Consider the following 21,320-nt stretch of genomic DNA (forward strand, 5'->3'; position numbering starts at 1 on the left):
CGTAGAGGGTATCTGCTTGGACACTTTCGCAAGGCTTCCCTATGGAACAATAACGGTAATGGAAAGGGGTAAGAACCATGGATCAAATGAAGTGGCACCAGTCATCCTCGGAGCAACTGCTTCAAACGCTGGGAGTCCACCGGGAAGAAGGGCTCTCTGACGAAGAAGCGGCAGCGCGCCATACACGATTTGGATCGAATGAACTGGCAGAGGGAGAGCGTGTCTCGCCGATCACGTTATTTTTGAACCAGTTTAAGGATTTCATGGTGCTGGTGCTTGCTGGCGCAACGCTCGTATCTGGGATACTTGGAGAGTATCTTGATGCTATAACAATTATTGCAATCATTACGCTGAATGGCGTGCTTGGTTTCATTCAAGAATTCCGAGCAGAGCGATCGTTGCACGCGTTGAAGCAGCTGTCTGCACCTACCGCTAACATTCTTCGCAATAAGCAGTTATGCAATGTGCCTGCGAGTGAACTTGTGCCCGGAGATATCGTGTTTTTGGAGAGTGGAGATCGTATACCTGCCGATATTCGCTGGATTGAGACACATAGCTGCTATGTTGAGGAATCAGCGTTAACAGGTGAATCCGTACCGGTCGGCAAGCATTCCAGGCCGATAGACAAGGAAGAACTTCCGCTAGGGGATATGAAAAATATTGGCTTTATGGGGACGATGGTTACGCGGGGCTCTGGTAAGGGCATTGTTATTCGTACGGGTATGGACACTGAGATGGGGAAAATCGCCGATCTAATTGAGAATACGGAGTCGATGGATACCCCTCTTCAGCACCGGCTCGAGCAGCTAGGCAAAATTTTGATTGTCGTAGCCTTGCTGGTAACGGTACTGGTTGTGGTAGCTGGGATTTTGCATGGACAACCGACAATGACGATGTTCTTGGCAGGTGTCAGCTTGGCTGTTGCTGCGATTCCTGAAGGTTTGCCGGCTATAGTCACGATTGCGCTTGCACTAGGCGTACAGCGAATGATAAAGCGAAAGGCTATTGTGCGCAAGCTTCCATCTGTGGAAACGCTTGGATGCGCTTCTGTAATATGTTCAGACAAAACCGGGACACTTACTCAAAACAAGATGACCGTTACCCGCATTTGGACAGGCGGTCGTTCACTTGAGGTTAGCGGCGAAGGTTATGAGCCGATGGGACAAATTACGGAGCAGGGCAAACAGCTTGATTTGAAGCATGATCAGTCACTGCGCCGCGTGCTGCAAATTAGTGCCCTGTGCAATAATGCAACCATTATCGAATCTTATCCAACCGAGCATCAAGCTTCTGTACTGTCTGATCGCAAGAAAGGCAAGGGCGGCAAGCAAGCATCAGACAAAGAGAAAGAAGAGCTTAAGCCGATATGGGATATTAAAGGGGATCCGACCGAGGGAGCGCTGCTCGTGCTGGCAGCGAAGCTTGGAATGACACCGCAATCGCTATCAACTGCGTATGAGCGCATTGGAGAAATTTCGTTCGATTCGGATCGGAAGCGTATGTCTGTCATTGTGAAACACCAGGGCGGCCGCCTCGTGTTGGTTAAGGGCGCGCCTGACGTGTTGCTGGAGCGCTGCAGTTATGCGCTTTGGGACGGCAAGGTCGTTCCGTTTACGGCTACGCTGAAGCAAAAGGCATTAGCTGCTAACGAGGCGATGGCGAAGCAGGCACTGCGTGTGCTCGGGCTTGCCTACCGCGAAATGAAGCCAAGAGAGAATGAAGAAAACGAAAACGCAGTAGAAGCTCAACTCGTGTTCACAGGCTTAGCCGGCATGATTGATCCGCCGCGCCGAGAGGCAAGAGAAGCTATCGCTGTTTGCAGACGTGCTGGAATTAAGACGGTGATGATTACCGGAGACCATCAGATGACCGCTGAAGCGATTGCCAACCAGCTTGGAATCATTCCTCGCGGTGGGTTGACGATGAGCGGGGTACAACTGGCAATGATGGATGACGATGCGTTGGATAAGGTTGTGGACAATGCTTATGTATATGCGAGGGTATCGCCTGAGCATAAGCTGCGGATAGTTAAGGCTTTGCAGCGCAACGGGCATGTAGTTGCGATGACGGGTGATGGCGTCAATGATGCGCCGGCGATTAAGGCAGCGGATATTGGAATTGCAATGGGCAAAACAGGTACCGATGTAACGAAAGAGGCCTCGTCGCTTATTTTAAGTGATGATAACTTTGCTACGATTGTAGCTGCTATTGAAGAGGGCCGCGGCATTTATGAAAATATTCGAAAATTTATTCGTTACTTACTGGCATCGAACGTTGGGGAAATTTTGGTGATGTTCCTTGCGATGATATTAGGGCTACCTCTACCGCTGGTACCGATTCAGATTCTGTGGGTGAATCTGGTGACCGATGGTCTGCCGGCAATGGCGCTTGGCGTTGATCAGCCGGAGAAGGATTTGATGGAGCATCGGCCGCGTTCCGCAAAGGAAAGCATTTTTTCACGCAGATTGGGCTGGAAAATTATTAGCCGCGGTATTTTGATCGGGGTGTGCACACTGATTGCATTTTGGCTCACATGGAGTGTGAATCCAGACAGTGCTGCGCAGCTTACAAAGGCTCAATCGGTCGCGTTCGCGACTCTCGTGCTTGCTCAGCTCATTCACGTATTCGATTGCCGGAGTTCTCGTTCAATCTTCCATCGGAATTTTTTCCAAAATCGTTATTTGGTGCTGGCAGTGGCCTCATCGCTTCTTCTTCTGCTTGGCGTGCTTTACATTGAGCCTTTGCAGCCAATATTTAAAACGGTACCACTTAACTTTAGAGACTGGGCGATTACATTCGTCATGGCCGGCATACCAACTTTCTTGATGGGCATCGGATCTGTGCTGACCGGCACGAAACCGGGACGTCCAAGCGGTGCTAAACCTGCATATACGTCTAACCGTAGAGCAGCGTGATGTTGCTGCTACTTGTGCCATTACTTCCGTAATGTAATGTCGGTATAAATGTGAATCATGCGAATAGTACAAAAATTTTTCCACTAGGTTTATAGATTGAACAGCCTTGATACGGTAAACTTTGTATTGTTATAAATAGGATCAATGCGGTTAATAATGCAAACTGAGTTTGCCGTAAGAAAGGTTGATTATAATGAAATTTACGAAGATGCACGGATTGGGCAATGATTTTGTAATTGTCTATGGAGAGCAGGAGCTCCCAGCTAACGTATCGGAGTTGGCGATTGCAGTCTGTGATCGCCACTTCGGAATTGGTGCAGACGGTCTTGTATATATATTGCCTTCCCAATCTGCTGATGTGATGATGCGAATTATCAATTCAGATGGAACAGAAGCTGAACAGTGCGGCAATGCGATACGCTGCGTGTCGACTTATGTTGTAGCGCATGGATTCGTTAATCGGGATGAGTTGACGATTGAAACTCGGGCAGGTATCCAGCGTGTACAAATCATTCGCCAGGATGGAAGCGTCCATGCTGTGCGCGTAGATATGGGTGAGCCTGTGCTGGATGGGCTACGGGTACCGACCATATTTGATGAAGCGACAATCGTTGACAAGCCGATTGAAGCAGGCGGCCATGCATTTTCATTTACGGCGGTATCGATGGGCAATCCGCACTGTGTCATCTTTGTGGATGATGCGGCAACATTTGATATACACGCTTGGGGTCCATTGTTGGAAAGTCATTCTTATTTTCCGCGGAACATCAATGTTGAGTTTGCTTCCATCGATACTCGCGATCATGTCACGATGCGGGTGTGGGAACGTGGGGCTGGGCCAACGCTTGCTTGCGGAACAGGAGCTTGCGCTACGCTTGTGTCGAGTGTGCTGAATGGACTGACAGACCGGGCGGCAACCGTATCCCTTGCTGGAGGGGACTTATTTATAGAATGGAATCCAGCGGATAACCATGTCTATATGACAGGTCCGGCGACGTTTGTATTTGAAGGAGAATGGAAGTAAGGAACGAGTAACAAGCGAATCCAAAATCGGTTATGCGTAGGCAAGGGCTGGCTGCAAAAATGATGCGGCTGGCCCTTTTACATAGGCAGAATGGGCAATCATTTCTTAGTATTTTGGTGGAATTTCTGAGTTTTTTCAAAAAAGGCGGAATAAAATAGGCGATTTTACTTGATGAACCGCGGTTTCTTGATAGAATGTTTACTAAGCGAGTTACCACTATACACAGAGGATTCACCAACGATGGGAGATTGGGGTGCGAGACAGGATGAAGAACTTTCGGGAAGCGCTGCGCGAGCAGATCATAATTGGCGATGGTGCAATGGGGACGTATTTGTATCAACTTGGGTATCCTGTAGGCATCTCATATGAAATACTGAATGTTAGTGATCCGGATGTTGTCCGCAATATCCATAAGCAGTATGTGGATGCAGGTGCGCAATTGCTTGAGACGAATACATTTACTGCGAATCGTGAGAAGCTGTATAGACATGGCAAAGAGCATCTTGTAAAGGATATTAATAGAGCGGCTGTCCGTCTTGCTCGCGAAGCGGCGGAGGATCGTGCTTATGTCATAGGTGCGCTGGGCTCTATTCGAGCAGGGAAACGCGAGAATGTCCATACGAATCAAGTCATTCGGGATTATCATGAACAGTTGTCCGCCATGCTGGAAGAAGGCGTTGACGGGATTATGTTCGAGACATTTTATGATCTGGAGGAGATGCGTCTCGCCCTGCAAGTTGTGCGCGAGCTGGATCATGATGTTCCTGTTATATGTCAGTTTGCCGTGGAAGAATCTCGGAGAACAAAGGACGGGAAAAGCTTGCTTGAGGCCTTCCGCGTCCTGCGAGATGATGGCGCCGATGTAGTTGGCCTGAACTGCCACATGGGTCCAAATGGCGTGCTGCGCGCACTGGAAGGTGTCCAAGGACGTATTGACCTGCCGCTGTCCGCATTTCCGAATGCGGGTCTCCCTGATTATGTCGATGGCCGCTACAATTTCGTGGCTACTGCAGAATATATGGCGCAGAGCGCGGTTCAGTTCGTACAGATGGGTGCCCGGATTATCGGCGGCTGCTGCGGAACAACGCCTGAGCATGTAGCAGCCATTGTAGAAGCGCTGCATGACGTGGAGGTTCCGGAGCTTCCTGTACAACCCGCGGAAAGCATTGGCATCGAAGAGGAAGCGGAATCCTTGCACTGGCCTGACGGTGCTGCTTGCTTCGACGGCTGCGGGCATGGGCATGATGCAGAAGAATCGATAGTCGACATGGTACGATCCCGCCATACGGTCATTGTAGAGCTGGATCCGCCTCGCGATCTGGATATATCGAAGTTCATGAAGGGTGCGCAAATATTGAAAGAGGCGGGGGTTGATGCTCTTACTTTGGCGGACAATTCGCTTGCCGTTACAAGAATGAGCAATATGGCACTCGGCTATATGGCACTTGATAAAATCGGAATTCGCCCGCTTGTCCATATTGCATGTCGAGATCGCAATCTCATCGGAACCCAATCTCACATGATGGGACTGCATGCCTTAGGTATTGACCATGTGCTCGCCGTAACCGGAGATCCTGCCCGATTCGGAGATCTTCCCGATTCGAGCTCGGTGTACGACATGACTTCCTTCGAGATCATACGGATGATCAAACAATTAAATAGCGGTTTGGCATTCTCGGGCAAGCCGTTGAAGCAGAAGGCAAACTTTGTCGTTGGGGGCGCCTTCAATCCGAATGTGAAGCATTTGGATAAGGCAATTGCTCGATTAGAACGGAAAGTCGAGGCAGGCGCGGATTATATTATGACGCAGCCCGTGTATGATGCTGGTTTGATCGAACGGATAGCAGAGGGAACGAAACATCTCGATGTTCCTGTATTTATCGGAATTATGCCGCTGGCTAGCGGACGGAATGCAGAGTATCTTCACAATGAGGTTCCTGGCATTCAATTGTCTGATGATGTACGCACAAGAATGAACGGATTAGAAGGGGAAGCAGGACGGAAGGAAGGCGTTGCTATCGCGAAGGAGCTGTTGGATGTCGCGCTTACCCATTTTAAGGGCATCTACTTCATGACGCCGTTCATGTTCTATGAAATGACGGCTGAATTGACCCAGTATGTATGGGAAAAAGCGGAACGCCAAGCAGACCCCTTGTATCGTCTGACATAATCAATTAAAATAGGGTAATGGATGTGGTGCCCGTGGTCTATAGTATGACTGGTTACGGTCAATCTAACCGCGAGATTGGCGGTTATAAGATAACGTTTGAAGCGAAATCTGTCAACCATCGATACTGCGAAGCTGTGCTTCGCTTGCCGAAGGAGTGGACATGCTATGAGGATCGCCTTCGGCGCATCGTTCAGCAGAAGGTTAGCCGCGGCCGAATCGATGTGTATATCAATAAGGAGCAGAATGGTGAAGTCAAGTCGGTAGTAGAATTGAACCGGCATACGCTCGAGGCGTATCTTCAGGCTTCTGCAATAGTTCAAAGTGAGTATGGTGTAGCGGGAGATTTGTCGGTTACCGACATGCTCTCGCTTCCTGATTTGTTTACGGTTAGAGAGTTAACCTCTTGGTCGGAGGAGGAGCTTGCTGCTTCTCTGGAATCAGGATTGCTGGAAGCAATGGACGGATTGTGCAAGATGCGCGCCATGGAAGGCAGCCACCTCAACCGAGATTTGGCGGAACGACTGAGCCGGTTGGAATTGCTTCATATGGAACTCACAGAATGGGCTCCGGTCGTTGTGACCGATTATCGAGCGAAACTGAAACAACGTATCGAACAACTGTTGGATGCCAGCTTTCCATTTGATGAACATAAGTTCGCAATGGAAGTGGCACTGTTTGCGGAACGCTCTAACATTGATGAAGAATTGACGCGGCTGAAGAGCCATTTCGAACAGTTTAGACGACTGCTCGGAAGTAATGAAGCGATAGGACGCAAGCTTGATTTTCTTGTACAAGAAATGAACCGCGAAACGAACACCATCGGCTCCAAGGCAAATCATTTGGAAATAACGAACCGCGTCGTGGAAATGAAAGCGGAGCTGGAGAAAATTCGCGAACAAGCAGCGAATATTGAATAATTTTAGGAGCGCTCGAAAGTAGAGGGAGGACCTGTAATGGCGATTAAGCTAATTAATATCGGTTTTGGTAATATCGTATCTGCCAACCGTATCATTTCGATTGTGAGTCCGGAATCGGCTCCAATTAAGCGAATCATTCAAGAGGCTCGAGACCGTCATATGCTTATAGACGCTACATATGGTCGGCGTACGCGTGCTGTAATTATCACGGACAGCGATCATGTCATATTGTCCGCAGTACAGCCTGAAACGGTAGCTCACCGTCTATCTACAAAGGATGACGACAACGACGAATAAGATGGAGACGAAGATGAAGAAGGGGTTATTAATCGTGCTATCCGGCCCGTCTGGCGTCGGCAAAGGCACAGTATGCAAAGCTTTATTGAAGAAGACCAACGATCTTACCTACTCCGTGTCTGCAACGACACGCAAGCCGCGTGCTGGCGAAGTAGACGGGGTTAACTATTTCTTTAAATCACGCGAGGAATTCATGCAGATGATTGAGGAAGATCGCCTGCTTGAATATGCGGAATACGTGGGCAATTATTACGGAACGCCTTGCGACTTCGTGGAACAGAAGTTGGCCGAAGGCCGGGATGTAATTTTGGAAATCGAAGTGCAGGGCGCAATGAAGGTGAAGGAGAAGTTCCCAAATGGAATATTCATCTTCTTGCTTCCTCCGTCGCTCGACGAGCTGAAGGATCGCATTCGCGGACGCGGCACAGAGCAGGAGCATGTTATCGATTCCCGCATGAACGTAGCTGTTGAAGAGATTGCGTTAATGGAGAACTACGATTATGCAGTCGTGAATGATGAGATTGATCTTGCATGCAAGCGTATAGAGAGCATCATCATTGCCGAACATTGTAAGATTAAGACTAATGAATAAACTGCAGCAAGGCGCACTTTCAATAGGAAGTGTGCCTTGTCACGGTTGCTAGAAGAGAGCAGCTTCTAAAGCGCAGATAGACGGCATATATTGTCTGCTGGATGTTTGTCAGAAGCGAGGATATGAAAAAAAGGAGTGCTGAACCATGCTTTATCCTTCCATTGATGAATTGATGAAAAAGGTTGACAGTAAATATTCTTTAGTAGTTGCCGCTTCTCGTCGCGCACGCCAGTTGCGTGAGGGCGGACGTACAGAGTTGAAAAACCCGAAATCCCATAAACAAGTGGGCGTAGCCTTGGAAGAAATTTATGGCGATTATATTCACACAGAGCAAGACCATAGCCAACTTCAGCCAGGTGAATAAGCACTGTAGTGCAATGAGCTGAACGCTAGATAATAAACTAAGTTAGATAACTGGCGGTGCACGCAGCACGGAAATTCATACATGTATGAAAATGGATAACAACCGCAAGGTTGTTATTTTTTTCAACGTGAGGGAACGAGGTGCTGCTGTGTGAGCAATCATTCCTAAAAGAAATTTAACGTTCAGAGACTATGTTGACCGGATGAATTGTGTGGCGGTCACGAACGATCAGCGACGAAAGCCGCATCGGCTGAACGGAAAGGCGGGTTACAATGTTGCAAGGGAAAACGATAGTGCTCGGAGTTACTGGAGGCATTGCCGCTTATAAAGCTGCTGCCTTATGCAGCAAGCTTAAGCAAGAAGGCGCAGAGGTTCACGTCATTATGACGAAATCTGCTACGGAGTTTATAGCGGAATTAACTTTCCAAACCTTATCTCGTCAGCTTGTATATACAGATACATTTGATGAGAGGGATGCCTCGGTTGTATCGCATATTGACTTGGCGGATCGGGCGGATTTGGTTCTGGTTGCGCCGGCAACGGCAAATGTAATTGGAAAGATGGCACATGGACTTGCTGATGATATGCTGACAACAACGCTGCTTGCTACAACAGCGCCTGTCATTGTTGCGCCAGCGATGAACGTACATATGTATACCCATCCTGCTGTTCAGAACAATATGTCGATTTTGCGCGAACGCGGGGTACAGTTCATCGAACCGGAAGAGGGCCTTCTTGCTTGCGGCTATACGGGCAAGGGAAGAATGGCGGAGCCTGAGCATATCATTGAACAGCTCAAGCAGTGGATGGCTTCTAATGCGCTTTCCGTTGAATCTAGCTTGAATAGCTCGACAGCAAGCGCAGCCTTGAATCGTTTAGGTGGAACGCCAGAAGCTGCAGCACAAGAAGAACAACTGCTGTATGGCAAAAAGGTACTCGTTACAGCTGGTGGAACGATTGAACGCATTGATCCTGTTCGCTATATTACGAATGATTCATCCGGCAAAATGGGATTTTCGATTGCGGAGGCAGCTCGAAATATGGGAGCTCAGGTTATCGTGGTTGCAGGCCAAACACAGGTATGCCCGCCTGATGGAGTAACGCTTGTCCGTGTGGAATCTGCACAGGATATGTACGAGGCAGTGATGAGCCGCTACCCTGAAATCGATCTTGTCGTAAAAACGGCTGCGGTAGCAGATTATCGCCCTGTTAATCGGGCGCCACAGAAGTTGAAAAAGACAGGGGAGCGCCTTGTTATTGAATTGGAACGGAATCCAGATATTTTAGAAGAGCTTGGGCGTCAAAAATCGAAACAATTCCTCGTTGGGTTCGCTGCCGAAACGGAGCATGTTGATCAGCATGCTGCAGACAAGCTTCGCCGCAAACGGCTTGATCTCATTGTAGCAAACGATGTATCTCGCTCTGAAGGTGGATTTGGATCTGATAATAATGAGGTATCGATCTATGACGCGGAAGGTCTCGTAGAACGGGTTCCGCTCATGGCGAAGAGCGGGGTTGCCAAGCGGATATTGCAGCTTGCTGCGTCAAGAATGAATGATCCGGTAAGAGCACAGGCACGCACTGAAGAGGTGCATCCGATTGAGTAGCGGACATGACTGGATGTCTGAACATCAACCATTGTTCCAAACGGTGGGAGATACGATCTTGGGTGAAGGATCTCACAGCTCTGTGGCTCAGGTCATTGTTGATGTGCCCAGCAAGGCAACGAATCGTCCATTTGATTATGCAATTCCTCAGGAGATGAAGGCTTGGCTGGAAATCGGCAGCAGGGTCGGAGTTCCCTTTGGCGGACGAACTGTGCAGGGATTTGTCATCGGGCTCTCAGATATGACGGACGTGCCGATTTCAAGACTGAAGCCAATCCAGCAGCTGCTTGACATTGTTCCTCCGCTGCTTCCTGATTTGGTCCAGCTCGCACAGTGGATGAGTGATCGCTATGTATGCACCCTAACGGCAGCGCTGCAGGTTATGATCCCAGGAGCAATGAAGGGCAAGCGGGAGAAAGCCGTACAGCTTGGTGAGGATGCGGTGCTGTACATGCATCATGCACGGCTGCATGAAGATCATTCAAACGTAGACATGCAGCTTCCTGATCAGCTTGCGCTGATGCCGCATAAGCTGCTGGCCGACAGCTTAACCCCTAAATTGCTTGCCTATGTGGATCGGCATGAGCCGATTGCGGCTGATAAGCTGTTGCAAGTTTTTCCAGATGCTGCTGCTCTGATCAAAGAGGCGCTGCAGCATGGTTGGCTAGTGGAGACAGAGCGCATTAAAGATCGAATCGGTGTGAAGAAGCTGAAGCGAGTGAGTCTGGCTGTCGATCCGGAACAGGCTGAACAAGCGGCTGTGGAAATTGGCTCTCGTGCCCGCCGCCAGCAGGAATTGCTTTACCAGCTTCTTGAATTCGGCGGAGAACTTCCGCTTCGCTCGCTCAATGCTTCTGCGGTTAAAGCTCTGGAAGGTAAAGGCCTGGTAGTCGTCGATGAGGTTGAGGTTCTGCGTGATCCATATGCAGACCGGCGCTTCAAGCCTACGCAGCCCCTGGCTCTAACAGAAGAGCAGCAGGGCGTTCTGAGCCGAATTACGGAAGTGCTGGATAAGGAGTATGCACAGACATTTCTTCTGCACGGCGTTACGGGGAGCGGCAAGACAGAAGTTTATTTGCAGGCGATCGATCGTTGTCTGCGTTCTGGAAGACAAGCTATCGTATTAGTACCGGAGATATCTCTGACGCCCCAGATGGTGGAGCGCTTTAAGGGTCGATTTGGCTCGAAGGTGGCTGTCATGCACAGTCGCCTATCTCAAGGGGAGCGTTATGATGAATGGAGGAAAATTCGAGAACGGCGCGTACAGGTTGCGATTGGCGCCCGTTCGGCGGTATTTGCCCCATTTGAGCATATCGGTCTCATCATTATGGACGAAGAGCATGAAACCTCTTATAAGCAAGAAGAAACACCGAAGTATCATGCCCGTGACGTTGCCATAGAGCGGGCGCGGCTGCATGGGGCTGTTGTTGTGCTCGGTTCGGCGACGCCCTCCATGGAGACGTATTATGCGGCCAAGCTTCATGGGTATGAAGTCCCGCCGTCAGGACTTGAGCCGCCTGCTTGGGATTTGGCTCCGCTGGCCATGCCGACGCGCGTCGGCGGAAGAGAGCTTCCTCCAGTGACAATCGTTGATATGCGCGAGCAATTGAAGATTGGCAATCGTTCTATGTTCAGCGCTCCGCTGGAAAAGGCGCTGGAGGAGCGGATAGAGCGGGGGGAACAGACTGTTCTGCTGTTGAATCGCCGTGGTTACTCCACGTTTGTCATGTGTCGAACATGCGGATATGTTGCTCAATGTCCAGAATGCGATATTTCATTAACTTATCATATGAAGTCAGGGCATATGCGCTGTCATTACTGCGGTTACGCGGAACGAGCGCCGGTTATCTGCCCCTCTTGTGAAAGCGAGCATATACGTTATTTCGGAACCGGAACGCAGCGCGTGGAAGAGCAGCTTGCCAAGCGCTTTCCAGGCATCCGTGTCATTCGGATGGATGTCGACACGACGACGGAGAAGGGCTCGCATGAACGTCTGCTTGCCCAGTTCGGCGAACGAAAAGCAGACGTACTGCTTGGGACGCAAATGGTCGCGAAAGGACTTGATTTTCCATATGTGACATTGGTAGGCGTTATCGCTGCGGATTCTGCACTGCATATGCCGGACTTCCGCGCTGCAGAGAAGACGTTCCAGCTTCTCACGCAAGTTGCAGGTCGTGCAGGGAGACATCAACTTCCAGGTGAAGTGGTTGTACAGACTTATGCTCCGGAGCATTACTCGATTATCCATGCTGCGCAGCATGATTACGCTGCGTTCGCTTCGGAAGAGCTTAGGCATCGGCGGCAGCAAATGGTTCCCCCATTTTGCCGATTAGCCCTTCTCTCTATGACCCATGAACAGCTGCCGCTGCTGGTGCGCGTCGCAGAAAATGCTGCACACAGGCTGAAGGAGTTGGCTGAGCAGCGGGGATGGCTCCATGCACAAAATGGATCGGGTAACGCGATTGAGATTTTGGGGCCCGTTGCTTCTCCGATCCCGCGTATTAAAAATCGCTATCGATTCCAATGCATTATCAAGAGCAAGGGGGAGGCGGATTTGTCCTCCTTGATGGCGGAAGCGATGAAGGAGTTCGACACGGTATCTAAAGAACAAGATGTATGGTTCAATGTGGATATCGATCCGCAAATGATGATGTAGGGATTCATATAAAGAATGGGTTATTACCATATGCGGTGAATAAATTACAAAATAACGATAAAAAGGATGGTGTGCCCTATGGCATTGCGTATTATTGTACATGAACCGGATGAGGTTCTACATCAAGTAGCAAAGGAAGTCCCTAAAATTACTCCAAACATTCAGAAGCTGCTGACAGACATGGCAGACACGATGTACCACGCGGAGGGAGTTGGGCTTGCAGCACCTCAGATCGGTATCTTGAAGCGTGTCATTGTTGTAGATGTCGGCGATGAACATGGCTTGATCGGGATGGTTAACCCTGTTATCCTGTCTGCTGAAGGAGAGCAGCTTGGGCCGGAGGGCTGTTTAAGCATCCCGGGAATTAATGGTGATGTGCGCCGCCATCAAAAAATCACGGTAAAAGGGCTTGATCGCAATGGGCGCGAAATTACTATCGAAGCTGAAGATTTCTTGGCGCGTGCATTCCAGCATGAGATTGACCATTTGAACGGTGTATTGTTTACCGAAATTGCAGAACGGGTATATGAGGTGCCCCGCGAAGGCAGGGAATAAGCGATGACAAAGATAGTATTTATGGGGACGCCTGAGTTCGCTGTTCCTTGCTTGGAGAATTTGCTGAAGGAAGGGTATGAAGTTGCAGCAGTAGTAACTCAGCCGGATCGTCCGGTAGGTCGCAAGCGTATACTGACGCCTACGCCGGTCAAGGCTGCTGCGCTGGAACATGGGATTACCGTATGGCAGCCAGAGAAACTTCGTACCTCCACCACGATTGAGGATATTCGCGCATTGGAACCAGATTTGATTGTAACCGCGGCTTACGGTCAGATTCTGCCAAAGTCGGTGCTTGAAATTCCTCGTCTTGGCTGTATTAATGTTCACGGCTCTCTACTCCCGAAGTATCGGGGGGGAGCGCCGATTCAGCGTTCGATTATGAACGGCGAGTCGGTGACTGGCGTAACGATTATGTATATGGCAGAAGGCATGGACACGGGCGATATGATTCGGCCGATCGAGGTTCCGATTACGGATGAGGATAATGCGGGCACGATGTTCCAGAAGCTAAGTGCTGCCGGAGCCCAGCTTCTTATTGATACATTGCCGGATTTGATTGCAGGCCGAATCCAGGCAGTTCCGCAGCCTCATGAGGAAGCAACTTATGCACCTAACTTGAAACGCGAGGATGAGAAGATCGATTGGTCGCGTTCTGCGCGTGATATTTTCAATCAGGTTCGCGGCCTTGTGCCATTCTCTGGCGGATTTACGTTGTGGAACGATGAGGTGTTCAAGGTGTGGGCATGTGAGGCGCCGAGTATGTCTGAAGCTGCTGTGTCCAAAGGAGTGCATGAACCTGGGACAGTGCTAACATTGAGTCCGCGAGGCATAGAGGTTCAGGCAGGTGCAGGCACACTGTGGCTGACAGAGGTGCAGCCTGCCGGCAAGAAGGCAATGGCTGCTAGTGAATTCGTTCGTGGCGGCAAGATGGTGCAAGGGACGGTGCTGAAGTGAGCGAGCAGCATTCAGGGGGCGCGAAGAAGCGTAAGACAGCGCGCGATGTTGCGCTAGAGGTACTCGTTCAAGTCGAGAAGGAGCATTCTTACAGCAATTTGCAATTGAATCAAGCACTCCAGGAAGCGAACCTTGCGCGTGTTGATGCAGGTCTTGCAACTGAGCTTGTATATGGAACGATACAACGTTTGAACACGATAGATGGTGTTTTGGAGCAGAAGGTGCAGCGCGGCTTAGCCAAGCTGAAGCCGTGGATGCGCAATCTGCTCCGAATGACGGCCTATCAATTGCATTATCTGGATCGCATCCCTGCCCATGCCGCGATTAATGAGGCGGTTACGATTGCAAAGCGCCGAGGCGGCCAGTCGATGGGCGGCTTCGCCAATGGTGTCTTGCGGGCGATCATGCGCGAGCCGCAATTATGGGAAACTCCTGCTGGCTCAGATCCAGTCTCTCGTATCGTATGGGAACATTCGCATCCGGCTTGGCTAGTCTTTAACTGGGTTAAGGCTTACGGGGAAGAAGAGACAGCTGCGATGTGCGAGTCGAACAATCGTCCGCCGCACGGAAGTGCACGCGTGAATGCACTGCGAACGAATCGAGAGAAGCTGCTTGTCGACATGAGAGCGGAAGGCTTAAATGTAATGCCTTCCTCACTCTCCAAGGACGGCATTGTGGCTGAGGGCGCCGGTAATCTGGCGTTAAGCCAATGGTATCGCAATGGTGAGTTGTCTGTTCAGGATGAGAGCTCGATGCTTGTCGTTGAGGCGCTTCGGCCAGAGGCTGGCATGCGAGTGCTGGACTGCTGTGCTGCACCTGGAGGCAAGACGACACATATTGCGGAGCGAATGGGCAATAAAGGGGAAGTTGTGGCTAATGATGTCCATGCCCATAAGGTGGCGCTTATCGCGGATCAGGCTGAACGCTTGGGTTTGACATCCGTAGCTACGATGAATGTAGATGCATCCATTCTAGGCCGTGAGCTGCCTGTTGGCAGCTTCGATGCAGTTCTGCTCGATGCGCCCTGCACAGGCTTTGGCGTCATTAGACGCAAGCCGGATATTAAGTGGGCCAAGCGTCCTGAGGACGTAGCATCTATCGCATCCCTTCAAGCTGAGCTGCTTGATCAGGCAGCTCAATTGGTTCGTCCAGGCGGCCGCCTTGTATATTCAACTTGTACGGTTGAACGAGCGGAAAATGAGGATGTGGTTCGCCGCTTCCTGGCATACGCTGCCGAAGAAGGATGGGAACTGGATGATACGTGGAAGCAGGCTCTCCCTGCGGAGCCTCTCGCTGCGGCGCTAAAGCGCAGCCCGGCAGGTATGCTGCAGGTGCTGCCGCATGATGCGGAATCGGATGGATTCTTCATCGCATGCCTGAAGAAGCGAAAGTAAGCGGGGATCGTGTGAATCGCATTAAGACGATAATACCTGCACAGGGTGTGAAGCATAAGCCGCAACGCTCAAGACAAGGCTTCTTGAACGTTGCGGCTTTCTTTTTCAAATTCGATAGATCTGGTGCTTGCAACACTGCGCTTTTAGCATTTCGCCCATTTGTGGTAAAATAAATCGAACTGCATGATTGAGGAAAGGTAGAGGTTGAACGAACAAATGAAACCATTTATATACGATCTTACATTTGAACAGCTTCAAGAATGGTTGAAGGAGCAAGGAGAGCCGATATTTCGCGCCGGACAAATTTTTGACTGGCTGTATGTGAAGCGCGTAGACGACTTCCAAGAGATGTCGAACTTGTCCAAGTCGCTTCGTCAGAAGCTTGAGGATAGCTTCCAATTTGTAACACTGAAAGAAATAACGCACATGAAATCGCAGGATGGTACGTATAAATTCCTATTCGGTTTGCACGATGACCATGCGATTGAGACTGTCATTATGAAGCACAGTTACGGGAACAGCATTTGCGTTACGACCCAGGTTGGATGCCGTGTAGGCTGTACCTTTTGTGCCTCTACGCTTGGCGGGTTGAAACGGAACCTAACAGCGGGAGAGATTGTAGCCCAGGTCGTGGCTGCTCAGAAAATTTTGGACGAATCAGAAGAGCGCGTAAGCAGCATCGTTATTATGGGAACGGGGGAACCGTTTGAAAATTATGATGCTACGATGGCATTTCTGCGCATCATGATTCATGAGAAGGGGCTTAACATCGGACAACGTCATATTACGGTGTCTACGAGTGGGATTGTGCCAAGTATTTATCGTTTTGCCGACGAGAATACACAAATCAACTTGGCTATCTCGATCCATGCGCCGAATGATGCACTGCGTTCGAAATTAATGCCAGTTAACCGTAGATTTCCATTCGAGGAAGTGATGAAGGCGCTCAAGCATTATCAAGTGAAGACGGGACGCCGCATTACCTTTGAATATGCGCTTATTGGTGGTGTAAACGACAAGGTGGAGCATGCGGAAGAGCTTGCGGATGTATTGAAACGTATGGAAATGCTCGCACATGTCAACTTGATTCCGGTCAACTATGTGCCAGAGCGGAACTATGTGCGTACCCCGCGCAACGATATTTTTGCATTCCACCGTACGCTTCTGGATCGTGGTATTAATTCGACGATACGTCGGGAGCAGGGGCATGACATTGCCGCAGCATGTGGGCAGCTGCGAGCGAAACATATGGAGTCTAATGCGAGGTGATCGAAAATGAGGGCTGTTCAACGTTCTGATGTAGGACGCGTACGAGCGGTAAATGAAGACCGCGCCTTCGTATCCGAGCTGTCGAACGGCTATTACGCAGCGATCGTAGCCGATGGAATGGGCGGACATCAAGCGGGAGATATTGCAAGCCGTCTTGCTGTCGAAACCGTCATATCTGAATTGTCAGCATTGCCGAGTGATTTGGACACTGCCATGCTGGGCAAAGCGCTTGAACAGGCGATTATTCGAGCGAATCACACGATTTTTCATATTGCTTCTCAAGATGAGAAATATCATCATATGGGAACGACGATTGTGGCTGCGCTGTTCGATAAAACGGAATGGAAAGGGTTTATTGGGTATATCGGAGACAGTCGGGCCTATGTGCTTAATCGCAGCGGAATTAAACAGTTGACGGATGATCATACACTCGTTAATGAACTGGTGAAGCGAGGCCAAATTGAGCCACAGGAGGCAGAGCATCATCCACGGCGCAATGTGCTTATTCGTGCGCTTGGGACGGACGAGCAGGTTGAAGTGGATTTGCTGTCCATTGAGCTTCGGACTGATGAAGTGCTGCTTTTGTGCAGTGACGGGCTGACAAATATGCTGAATGCTGAACAAATATGGGGAGTTGTCATTGATCCTTCGCTTCCTCTGCCGGTTAAGGCGGATCGCCTGCTTGGACAGGCGCTTGATGCCGGAGGAGATGATAACATCACGATAGTTCTTCTGGATCGTATGGAGAACAGCGTCATGGAAGAGGGGGGTAGCTCATGATTGGTACTATACTGTCTGGCCGCTATGAGATCATTACGCGGATTGGCGGCGGTGGAATGGCGCTTGTATACAAGGCACTGGATAATCTGCTGAACCGTTATGTTGCAGTCAAAGTATTGCGCCAGCAGTTCGTTCATGATGAAGAGTTTATTCGCCGCTTCCGCCGGGAGGCGCAGTCAGCAGCTTCCTTATCTCATCCGAATGTGGTCAGCATCTATGATGTTGGGCAGGAGGAGGATACACACTTTATCGTTATGGAGTATGTGGAAGGGCACAATCTGAATGAGATTATTTTGGAACGGGCCCCGCTGCAGGTGGACGAATCGATACGCATTTCTACTCAAATATGTGATGCGCTTGATCACGCTCATCAAAATCATATTATTCACCGTGACATTAAGCCCCATAATATCCTGATCGGCCGGAACGGACGCGTTAAGGTGACGGACTTCGGGATTGCGCGTGCAGTTACTTCATCGACGATTACACAGACCGGCTCTGTGGTTGGTTCTGTTCATTACTTTTCGCCGGAGCATGCAAAGGGCGTGTCAACGGGAGAAAAGTCTGACTTATACTCGCTGGGGATCGTGCTGTATCAGATGCTTACGGGCCAGCTTCCATTCCTCGGGGAGAGTCCGATTAGCGTGGCGCTGAAGCATTTGCAGGAGCCATTCGATGAGCCAAGAGCGGTTAATCCGCATATTCCTCAAAGTGTAGAGAACGTCATTCTGAAATCGATGCGCAAAAATCCTGCTGAACGGTATCAATCCGCAGCGGAAATGATGCGTGATCTGGAAACATGCCTGTTGCCGGAGCGTCTGAATGAGCCTAAAATTACATTCAAGCCGCGGCCCATGTATGATGACGATCAAGAAACCAGGGTTATGCCAGCAATTCGTTCCACTGGGGAGGCGAATAAAAAAGTTCCCCAAGGAAAAAAGGAAACCCTCCCTGAACGCTCGTCTTCTTCTGCTGCAGGAGCAGGCAAGCGCAAATCCTGGGTGAAGCCGGCGATTTGGGCCAGTGTGACTATTGTATTCCTTGCGATTTTAATTGGTGTTGTGTATTACGTGAAAAGTGTGCTTGTGGTCAATGATGTTGCGGTTCCGGATCTTAAGAACAAGACAATAAGTGAAGCGCAGAAAGAGCTAGGAGCTCTTAAGATTGAGATTGAAGATCCGGTTGTTGAGGAATATAAGGAAGGCTTCGAGGCCGGAAAGATTTTCGACCAGAGCAAGCCTCCAGGGGCAATGGTGAAGGAAGGATCCGCCATTCGCTTGTACGTCAGCAAAGGAACCCCGCTTGTTAAGCTTGAAGATTACAAGGGGAAGCCAGTTGACAGTGTTGTGAATCAACTGCATAGTCTTGGCTTCGAGGATTCGCGGATCGAGAAGGATTTGGTGTATGACGACGAGATACAGGAAGGTATGGTCGTCAGCATGTCGCCAAGTCCGGATACAGAGGTCGATCCGAAAACGGCCACAATTAAGCTTGTCGTCAGCAAGGGCAAGGAGCCGTTTGGCATGCCGAACTTGAAAGGTATGACCAAGGAAGCTGCAATTGCCGCAATTGAGGCGAGTGGACTGAAGCTTGCCAAGGACGGTGTGGTGGAAGAGCCTAGCTATGAAGAGCAGGGCAAGGTCATCAAGCAGCAGCCGTATGAGCCAAATGATCCGGTGACGAAGGGTGCGGAGGTTCGTATTTATGTCAGCTCTGGCTATCCGCCTGAGGCACTGCAATATACATTCCCATTGACCGTGTATCCTGAGGTGGAAGGCAAGTCGAGTAAAATTCGAATTTACTATACGGATGCCCGCGGCGAGAAAAGGGAATGGGGCACAGAAACGATTACGTCAGCCAAAACGTTCAACGTGGAGCTTATTCTTGCTCCAAATAAGGATGGGGCGGTGTCCTTTGAGCGTAACGGCAAATTTGTTGATGCTTATCCTGTGTCTTACACCGATGCGAAGCAGGGAACTGTGCACATTCCGCCACCGCCTGATATTCCGGTTAATACACCGTCTGGAGGAAATCCCGATTCAGGCGGCAGCCAAGGTAATGGCGAGGGGGGCATTGCGCCCCCCGAGAATGGCGGACAGAATGGAGAGGTTGGCGGTGAAGGATCTGGCAACTAACGGTTTATCCTTATACCGTGCAATGAACAGCAGGAACGAGAAGAGCTTGGAGGAACATGTATGCCAAAAGGTTTAATTGTAAAGGCGCTGAGCGGCTTCTATTATGTTCGGCCCGATGAGTCTGCAGACGAAGAGGTCGTTCAGTGCCGTGCCCGCGGCATTTTCAAGAAAAAAGGCGTATCTCCGCTAGTAGGAGATCGCGTTACCTTCTCTATGACGGATAATGGAGAAGGAACGGTGGATCAAATTGAAAAAAGGAAGACGGAGCTTATTCGTCCGCCAATTGCGAATGTAGGACTGGCAGCGCTCGTATTTTCTGTAGCGGAGCCGATATTGAACAGGCAACTGTTGGACAAGTTCCTTGTACATATCGAGCATGCGGGTCTTGATGCAGTTATTGTCCTGACGAAGTGCGATATTATCGATGGGCTGCCGGAGACGGTGCAGCAAGCTGCGCGTCAAGAGATGGAAGAGACGATTCAGCTGTATTCGAATATCGGGTACGACGTTATCTCTACCAGCGCCCGGGGCGGATATGGCTATGGTGAAGTTGAGAGCAAGCTGAATCAAGATATCAGCGTATTTGCAGGCCAGTCTGGTGTCGGCAAGTCATCGCTGCTCAATGCGATGCTGCCGGGCATATCATTGGAAACGAACCAGATCAGTCACCGTCTCGGTCGAGGCAAGCATACGACGCGGCATGTTGAATTGCTTGCGCTGCCTCGCGGCGGATATATTGCGGATACTCCGGGATTTAGCCAGCTCGATTTTTTGGAGCTTGGCGTTGATCAGCTTGGAGATTGCTTCCGTGAGTTCAGAGCGTATGCGGACGGCTGCAAATTCCGCGGCTGCACGCATATTCATGAGCCTGGCTGTCAGGTAAAGACGGCTTTGGAGCAAGGTGATATTGCAAAATCCCGCTATGAGCACTATGTGCTATTTTTCGAGGAAATGAAAGAGAAGAAACGGAGGTACTAACATGACACAGCAGAACGACATCCGAATTGCCCCTTCCATTTTGTCTGCCGACTTTGCGAAGCTCTCGCAGGATATCCGTGACGTAGAGCAAGGCGGCGCCGACTGGATTCACATCGATGCGATGGACGGCCGCTTTGTTCCAAACTTAACGTTCGGTCCGCTCATTGTAGATGCTATCCGTCCGCATACGAAGTTGACATTGGATGCTCACCTCATGATTGTGGAGCCTGAGAAGTATGTTCCCGACTTTGCCAAGGCCGGCGCCGATGTCATTACCGTACATGCGGAAGCTTGCCCGCATCTGCATCGTGTGGTGCATCAAATTAAGGAATGCGGAGCCAAGGCCGGCATTGCTCTGAATCCAGGAACTTCGTTGTCAGCCGTTGAAGAACTGCTCAGCGATGTGGATTTGTTCCTTATTATGACGGTGAATCCAGGGTTCGGTGGACAGAAGTTTATTTCTTCGATGACCGATAAAATCAAGCGTTTGCGTATGAAGCTGAACGAACTCGGCAGACAGGATGTGCATATTGAAGTGGATGGAGGCATATCAACGGCTACAGCCGGTCTGGTTGCGGCAGCAGGAGCAGATGTGCTTGTGGCAGGAAGCGCTGTGTACGGAGCGGAGAATCGCGCTGAGGCGATACGTCTCATTCGTGAAGCAGCCCAGAGAGGTTGACACGGCAACTAGATTGTGAGGAAACATCGCGAGA

The 21,320-nt window shown here is 50.1% G+C and carries 17 protein-coding genes; all 17 read left to right on the forward strand.

The features are described 5' to 3' along the window. Window positions 1-77: 77 nt before the first annotated feature. The 17 genes from ACQ5BJ_RS09615 (at window position 78) to rpe (ending at window position 21,286) form a co-directional block, all read left to right on the forward strand. Complete coding sequence (locus ACQ5BJ_RS09615) at window positions 78-2,915, forward strand: calcium-translocating P-type ATPase, SERCA-type (RefSeq protein WP_005548237.1); 2,838 nt, start codon at window positions 78-80, stop codon at window positions 2,913-2,915. A gap of 193 nt (window positions 2,916-3,108) precedes the next feature. Continuing rightward, window positions 3,109-3,939, forward strand: coding sequence for a diaminopimelate epimerase (dapF, locus tag ACQ5BJ_RS09620; RefSeq protein ID WP_005548239.1), 831 nt, complete (start codon window positions 3,109-3,111; stop codon window positions 3,937-3,939). Between the two features lie 265 nt (window positions 3,940-4,204). Then, window positions 4,205-6,109 carry a bifunctional homocysteine S-methyltransferase/methylenetetrahydrofolate reductase gene (locus ACQ5BJ_RS09625; protein ID WP_430109933.1) on the forward strand — a complete coding sequence of 635 codons (1,905 nt, stop codon included), beginning with the start codon at window positions 4,205-4,207 and terminating at the stop codon, window positions 6,107-6,109. 32 nt (window positions 6,110-6,141) lie between these two features. After that, window positions 6,142-7,026, forward strand: a complete 885-nt coding sequence (locus tag ACQ5BJ_RS09630) for a YicC/YloC family endoribonuclease (protein WP_005548243.1) — start codon at window positions 6,142-6,144, stop codon at window positions 7,024-7,026. 36 nt (window positions 7,027-7,062) lie between these two features. Beyond that, complete coding sequence (gene remA / locus ACQ5BJ_RS09635; RefSeq protein WP_005548256.1) at window positions 7,063-7,323, forward strand: extracellular matrix/biofilm regulator RemA; 261 nt, start codon at window positions 7,063-7,065, stop codon at window positions 7,321-7,323. A gap of 13 nt (window positions 7,324-7,336) precedes the next feature. Then, window positions 7,337-7,915: a guanylate kinase gene (gmk, locus tag ACQ5BJ_RS09640; protein ID WP_005548258.1), complete on the forward strand. Its 579-nt coding sequence runs from the start codon at window positions 7,337-7,339 to the stop codon at window positions 7,913-7,915. Between the two features lie 145 nt (window positions 7,916-8,060). After that, window positions 8,061-8,279, forward strand: coding sequence for a DNA-directed RNA polymerase subunit omega (rpoZ, locus tag ACQ5BJ_RS09645; RefSeq protein WP_065290281.1), 219 nt, complete (start codon window positions 8,061-8,063; stop codon window positions 8,277-8,279). Between the two features lie 272 nt (window positions 8,280-8,551). Further along, window positions 8,552-9,886, forward strand: coding sequence for a bifunctional phosphopantothenoylcysteine decarboxylase/phosphopantothenate--cysteine ligase CoaBC (gene coaBC, locus ACQ5BJ_RS09650; protein WP_430109929.1), 1,335 nt, complete (start codon window positions 8,552-8,554; stop codon window positions 9,884-9,886). 13 nt (window positions 9,887-9,899) lie between these two features. Further along, window positions 9,900-12,542, forward strand: a complete 2,643-nt coding sequence (gene priA, locus ACQ5BJ_RS09655) for a primosomal protein N' (protein WP_430110341.1) — start codon at window positions 9,900-9,902, stop codon at window positions 12,540-12,542. 78 nt (window positions 12,543-12,620) lie between these two features. Then, window positions 12,621-13,097 carry a peptide deformylase gene (gene def / locus ACQ5BJ_RS09660; RefSeq protein WP_005548264.1) on the forward strand — a complete coding sequence of 159 codons (477 nt, stop codon included), beginning with the start codon at window positions 12,621-12,623 and terminating at the stop codon, window positions 13,095-13,097. A gap of 3 nt (window positions 13,098-13,100) precedes the next feature. Beyond that, entirely contained in the window at window positions 13,101-14,051 is a 951-nt protein-coding gene (gene fmt, locus ACQ5BJ_RS09665) for a methionyl-tRNA formyltransferase (protein WP_005548265.1), read from the forward strand. Then, on the forward strand, window positions 14,048-15,445 hold the full coding sequence (rsmB, locus tag ACQ5BJ_RS09670; protein ID WP_430109925.1) for a 16S rRNA (cytosine(967)-C(5))-methyltransferase RsmB: 1,398 nt from the start codon (window positions 14,048-14,050) through the stop codon (window positions 15,443-15,445). Before fmt ends, rsmB begins: the two co-directional genes overlap by 4 nt. Window positions 15,446-15,661: 216 nt before the next feature. After that, a complete protein-coding gene (gene rlmN, locus ACQ5BJ_RS09675; RefSeq protein ID WP_262867013.1) occupies window positions 15,662-16,714 on the forward strand; it encodes a 23S rRNA (adenine(2503)-C(2))-methyltransferase RlmN in 1,053 nt (350 codons plus the stop codon). Between the two features lie 6 nt (window positions 16,715-16,720). Next, the gene (locus tag ACQ5BJ_RS09680; RefSeq protein ID WP_005548271.1) at window positions 16,721-17,494 is read left to right on the forward strand and encodes a Stp1/IreP family PP2C-type Ser/Thr phosphatase; all 774 of its coding nucleotides are present in this window, start codon (window positions 16,721-16,723) and stop codon (window positions 17,492-17,494) included. After that, on the forward strand, window positions 17,491-19,629 hold the full coding sequence (gene pknB / locus ACQ5BJ_RS09685; protein WP_262867014.1) for a Stk1 family PASTA domain-containing Ser/Thr kinase: 2,139 nt from the start codon (window positions 17,491-17,493) through the stop codon (window positions 19,627-19,629). The genes ACQ5BJ_RS09680 and pknB overlap by 4 nt, the downstream gene beginning before the upstream one ends. A 60-nt stretch (window positions 19,630-19,689) precedes the next feature. Continuing rightward, window positions 19,690-20,607, forward strand: coding sequence for a ribosome small subunit-dependent GTPase A (gene rsgA, locus ACQ5BJ_RS09690; protein WP_268622618.1), 918 nt, complete (start codon window positions 19,690-19,692; stop codon window positions 20,605-20,607). Between the two features lies 1 nt (window position 20,608). Then, window positions 20,609-21,286: a ribulose-phosphate 3-epimerase gene (gene rpe / locus ACQ5BJ_RS09695; RefSeq protein ID WP_268622619.1), complete on the forward strand. Its 678-nt coding sequence runs from the start codon at window positions 20,609-20,611 to the stop codon at window positions 21,284-21,286. Window positions 21,287-21,320: the final 34 nt, after the last annotated feature.

The organism is Paenibacillus sp. B1-35 (assembly GCF_050474385.1).
In the GTDB taxonomy this organism is placed as follows: Bacteria; Bacillota; Bacilli; order Paenibacillales; family Paenibacillaceae; genus Paenibacillus_B; species Paenibacillus_B alvei.

What these genes read in the sequence shown, in the direction of transcription:
- rpoZ (WP_065290281.1), top strand. Translation starts at nt 8,061, where the DNA reads ATGCTTTATCCTTCCATTGATGAATTGATGAAAAAGGTTGACAGTAAA.
- rpe (WP_268622619.1), top strand. Translation starts at nt 20,609, where the DNA reads ATGACACAGCAGAACGACATCCGAATTGCCCCTTCCATTTTGTCTGCC.
- pknB (WP_262867014.1), top strand. Translation starts at nt 17,491, where the DNA reads ATGATTGGTACTATACTGTCTGGCCGCTATGAGATCATTACGCGGATT.
- ACQ5BJ_RS09680 (WP_005548271.1), top strand. Translation starts at nt 16,721, where the DNA reads ATGAGGGCTGTTCAACGTTCTGATGTAGGACGCGTACGAGCGGTAAAT.
- def (WP_005548264.1), top strand. Translation starts at nt 12,621, where the DNA reads ATGGCATTGCGTATTATTGTACATGAACCGGATGAGGTTCTACATCAA.
- rlmN (WP_262867013.1), top strand. Translation starts at nt 15,662, where the DNA reads ATGAAACCATTTATATACGATCTTACATTTGAACAGCTTCAAGAATGG.
- coaBC (WP_430109929.1), top strand. Translation starts at nt 8,552, where the DNA reads ATGTTGCAAGGGAAAACGATAGTGCTCGGAGTTACTGGAGGCATTGCC.
- fmt (WP_005548265.1), top strand. Translation starts at nt 13,101, where the DNA reads ATGACAAAGATAGTATTTATGGGGACGCCTGAGTTCGCTGTTCCTTGC.
- ACQ5BJ_RS09625 (WP_430109933.1), top strand. Translation starts at nt 4,205, where the DNA reads ATGAAGAACTTTCGGGAAGCGCTGCGCGAGCAGATCATAATTGGCGAT.
- remA (WP_005548256.1), top strand. Translation starts at nt 7,063, where the DNA reads ATGGCGATTAAGCTAATTAATATCGGTTTTGGTAATATCGTATCTGCC.
- ACQ5BJ_RS09615 (WP_005548237.1), top strand. Translation starts at nt 78, where the DNA reads ATGGATCAAATGAAGTGGCACCAGTCATCCTCGGAGCAACTGCTTCAA.
- dapF (WP_005548239.1), top strand. Translation starts at nt 3,109, where the DNA reads ATGAAATTTACGAAGATGCACGGATTGGGCAATGATTTTGTAATTGTC.
- rsgA (WP_268622618.1), top strand. Translation starts at nt 19,690, where the DNA reads ATGCCAAAAGGTTTAATTGTAAAGGCGCTGAGCGGCTTCTATTATGTT.
- priA (WP_430110341.1), top strand. Translation starts at nt 9,900, where the DNA reads ATGTCTGAACATCAACCATTGTTCCAAACGGTGGGAGATACGATCTTG.
- gmk (WP_005548258.1), top strand. Translation starts at nt 7,337, where the DNA reads ATGAAGAAGGGGTTATTAATCGTGCTATCCGGCCCGTCTGGCGTCGGC.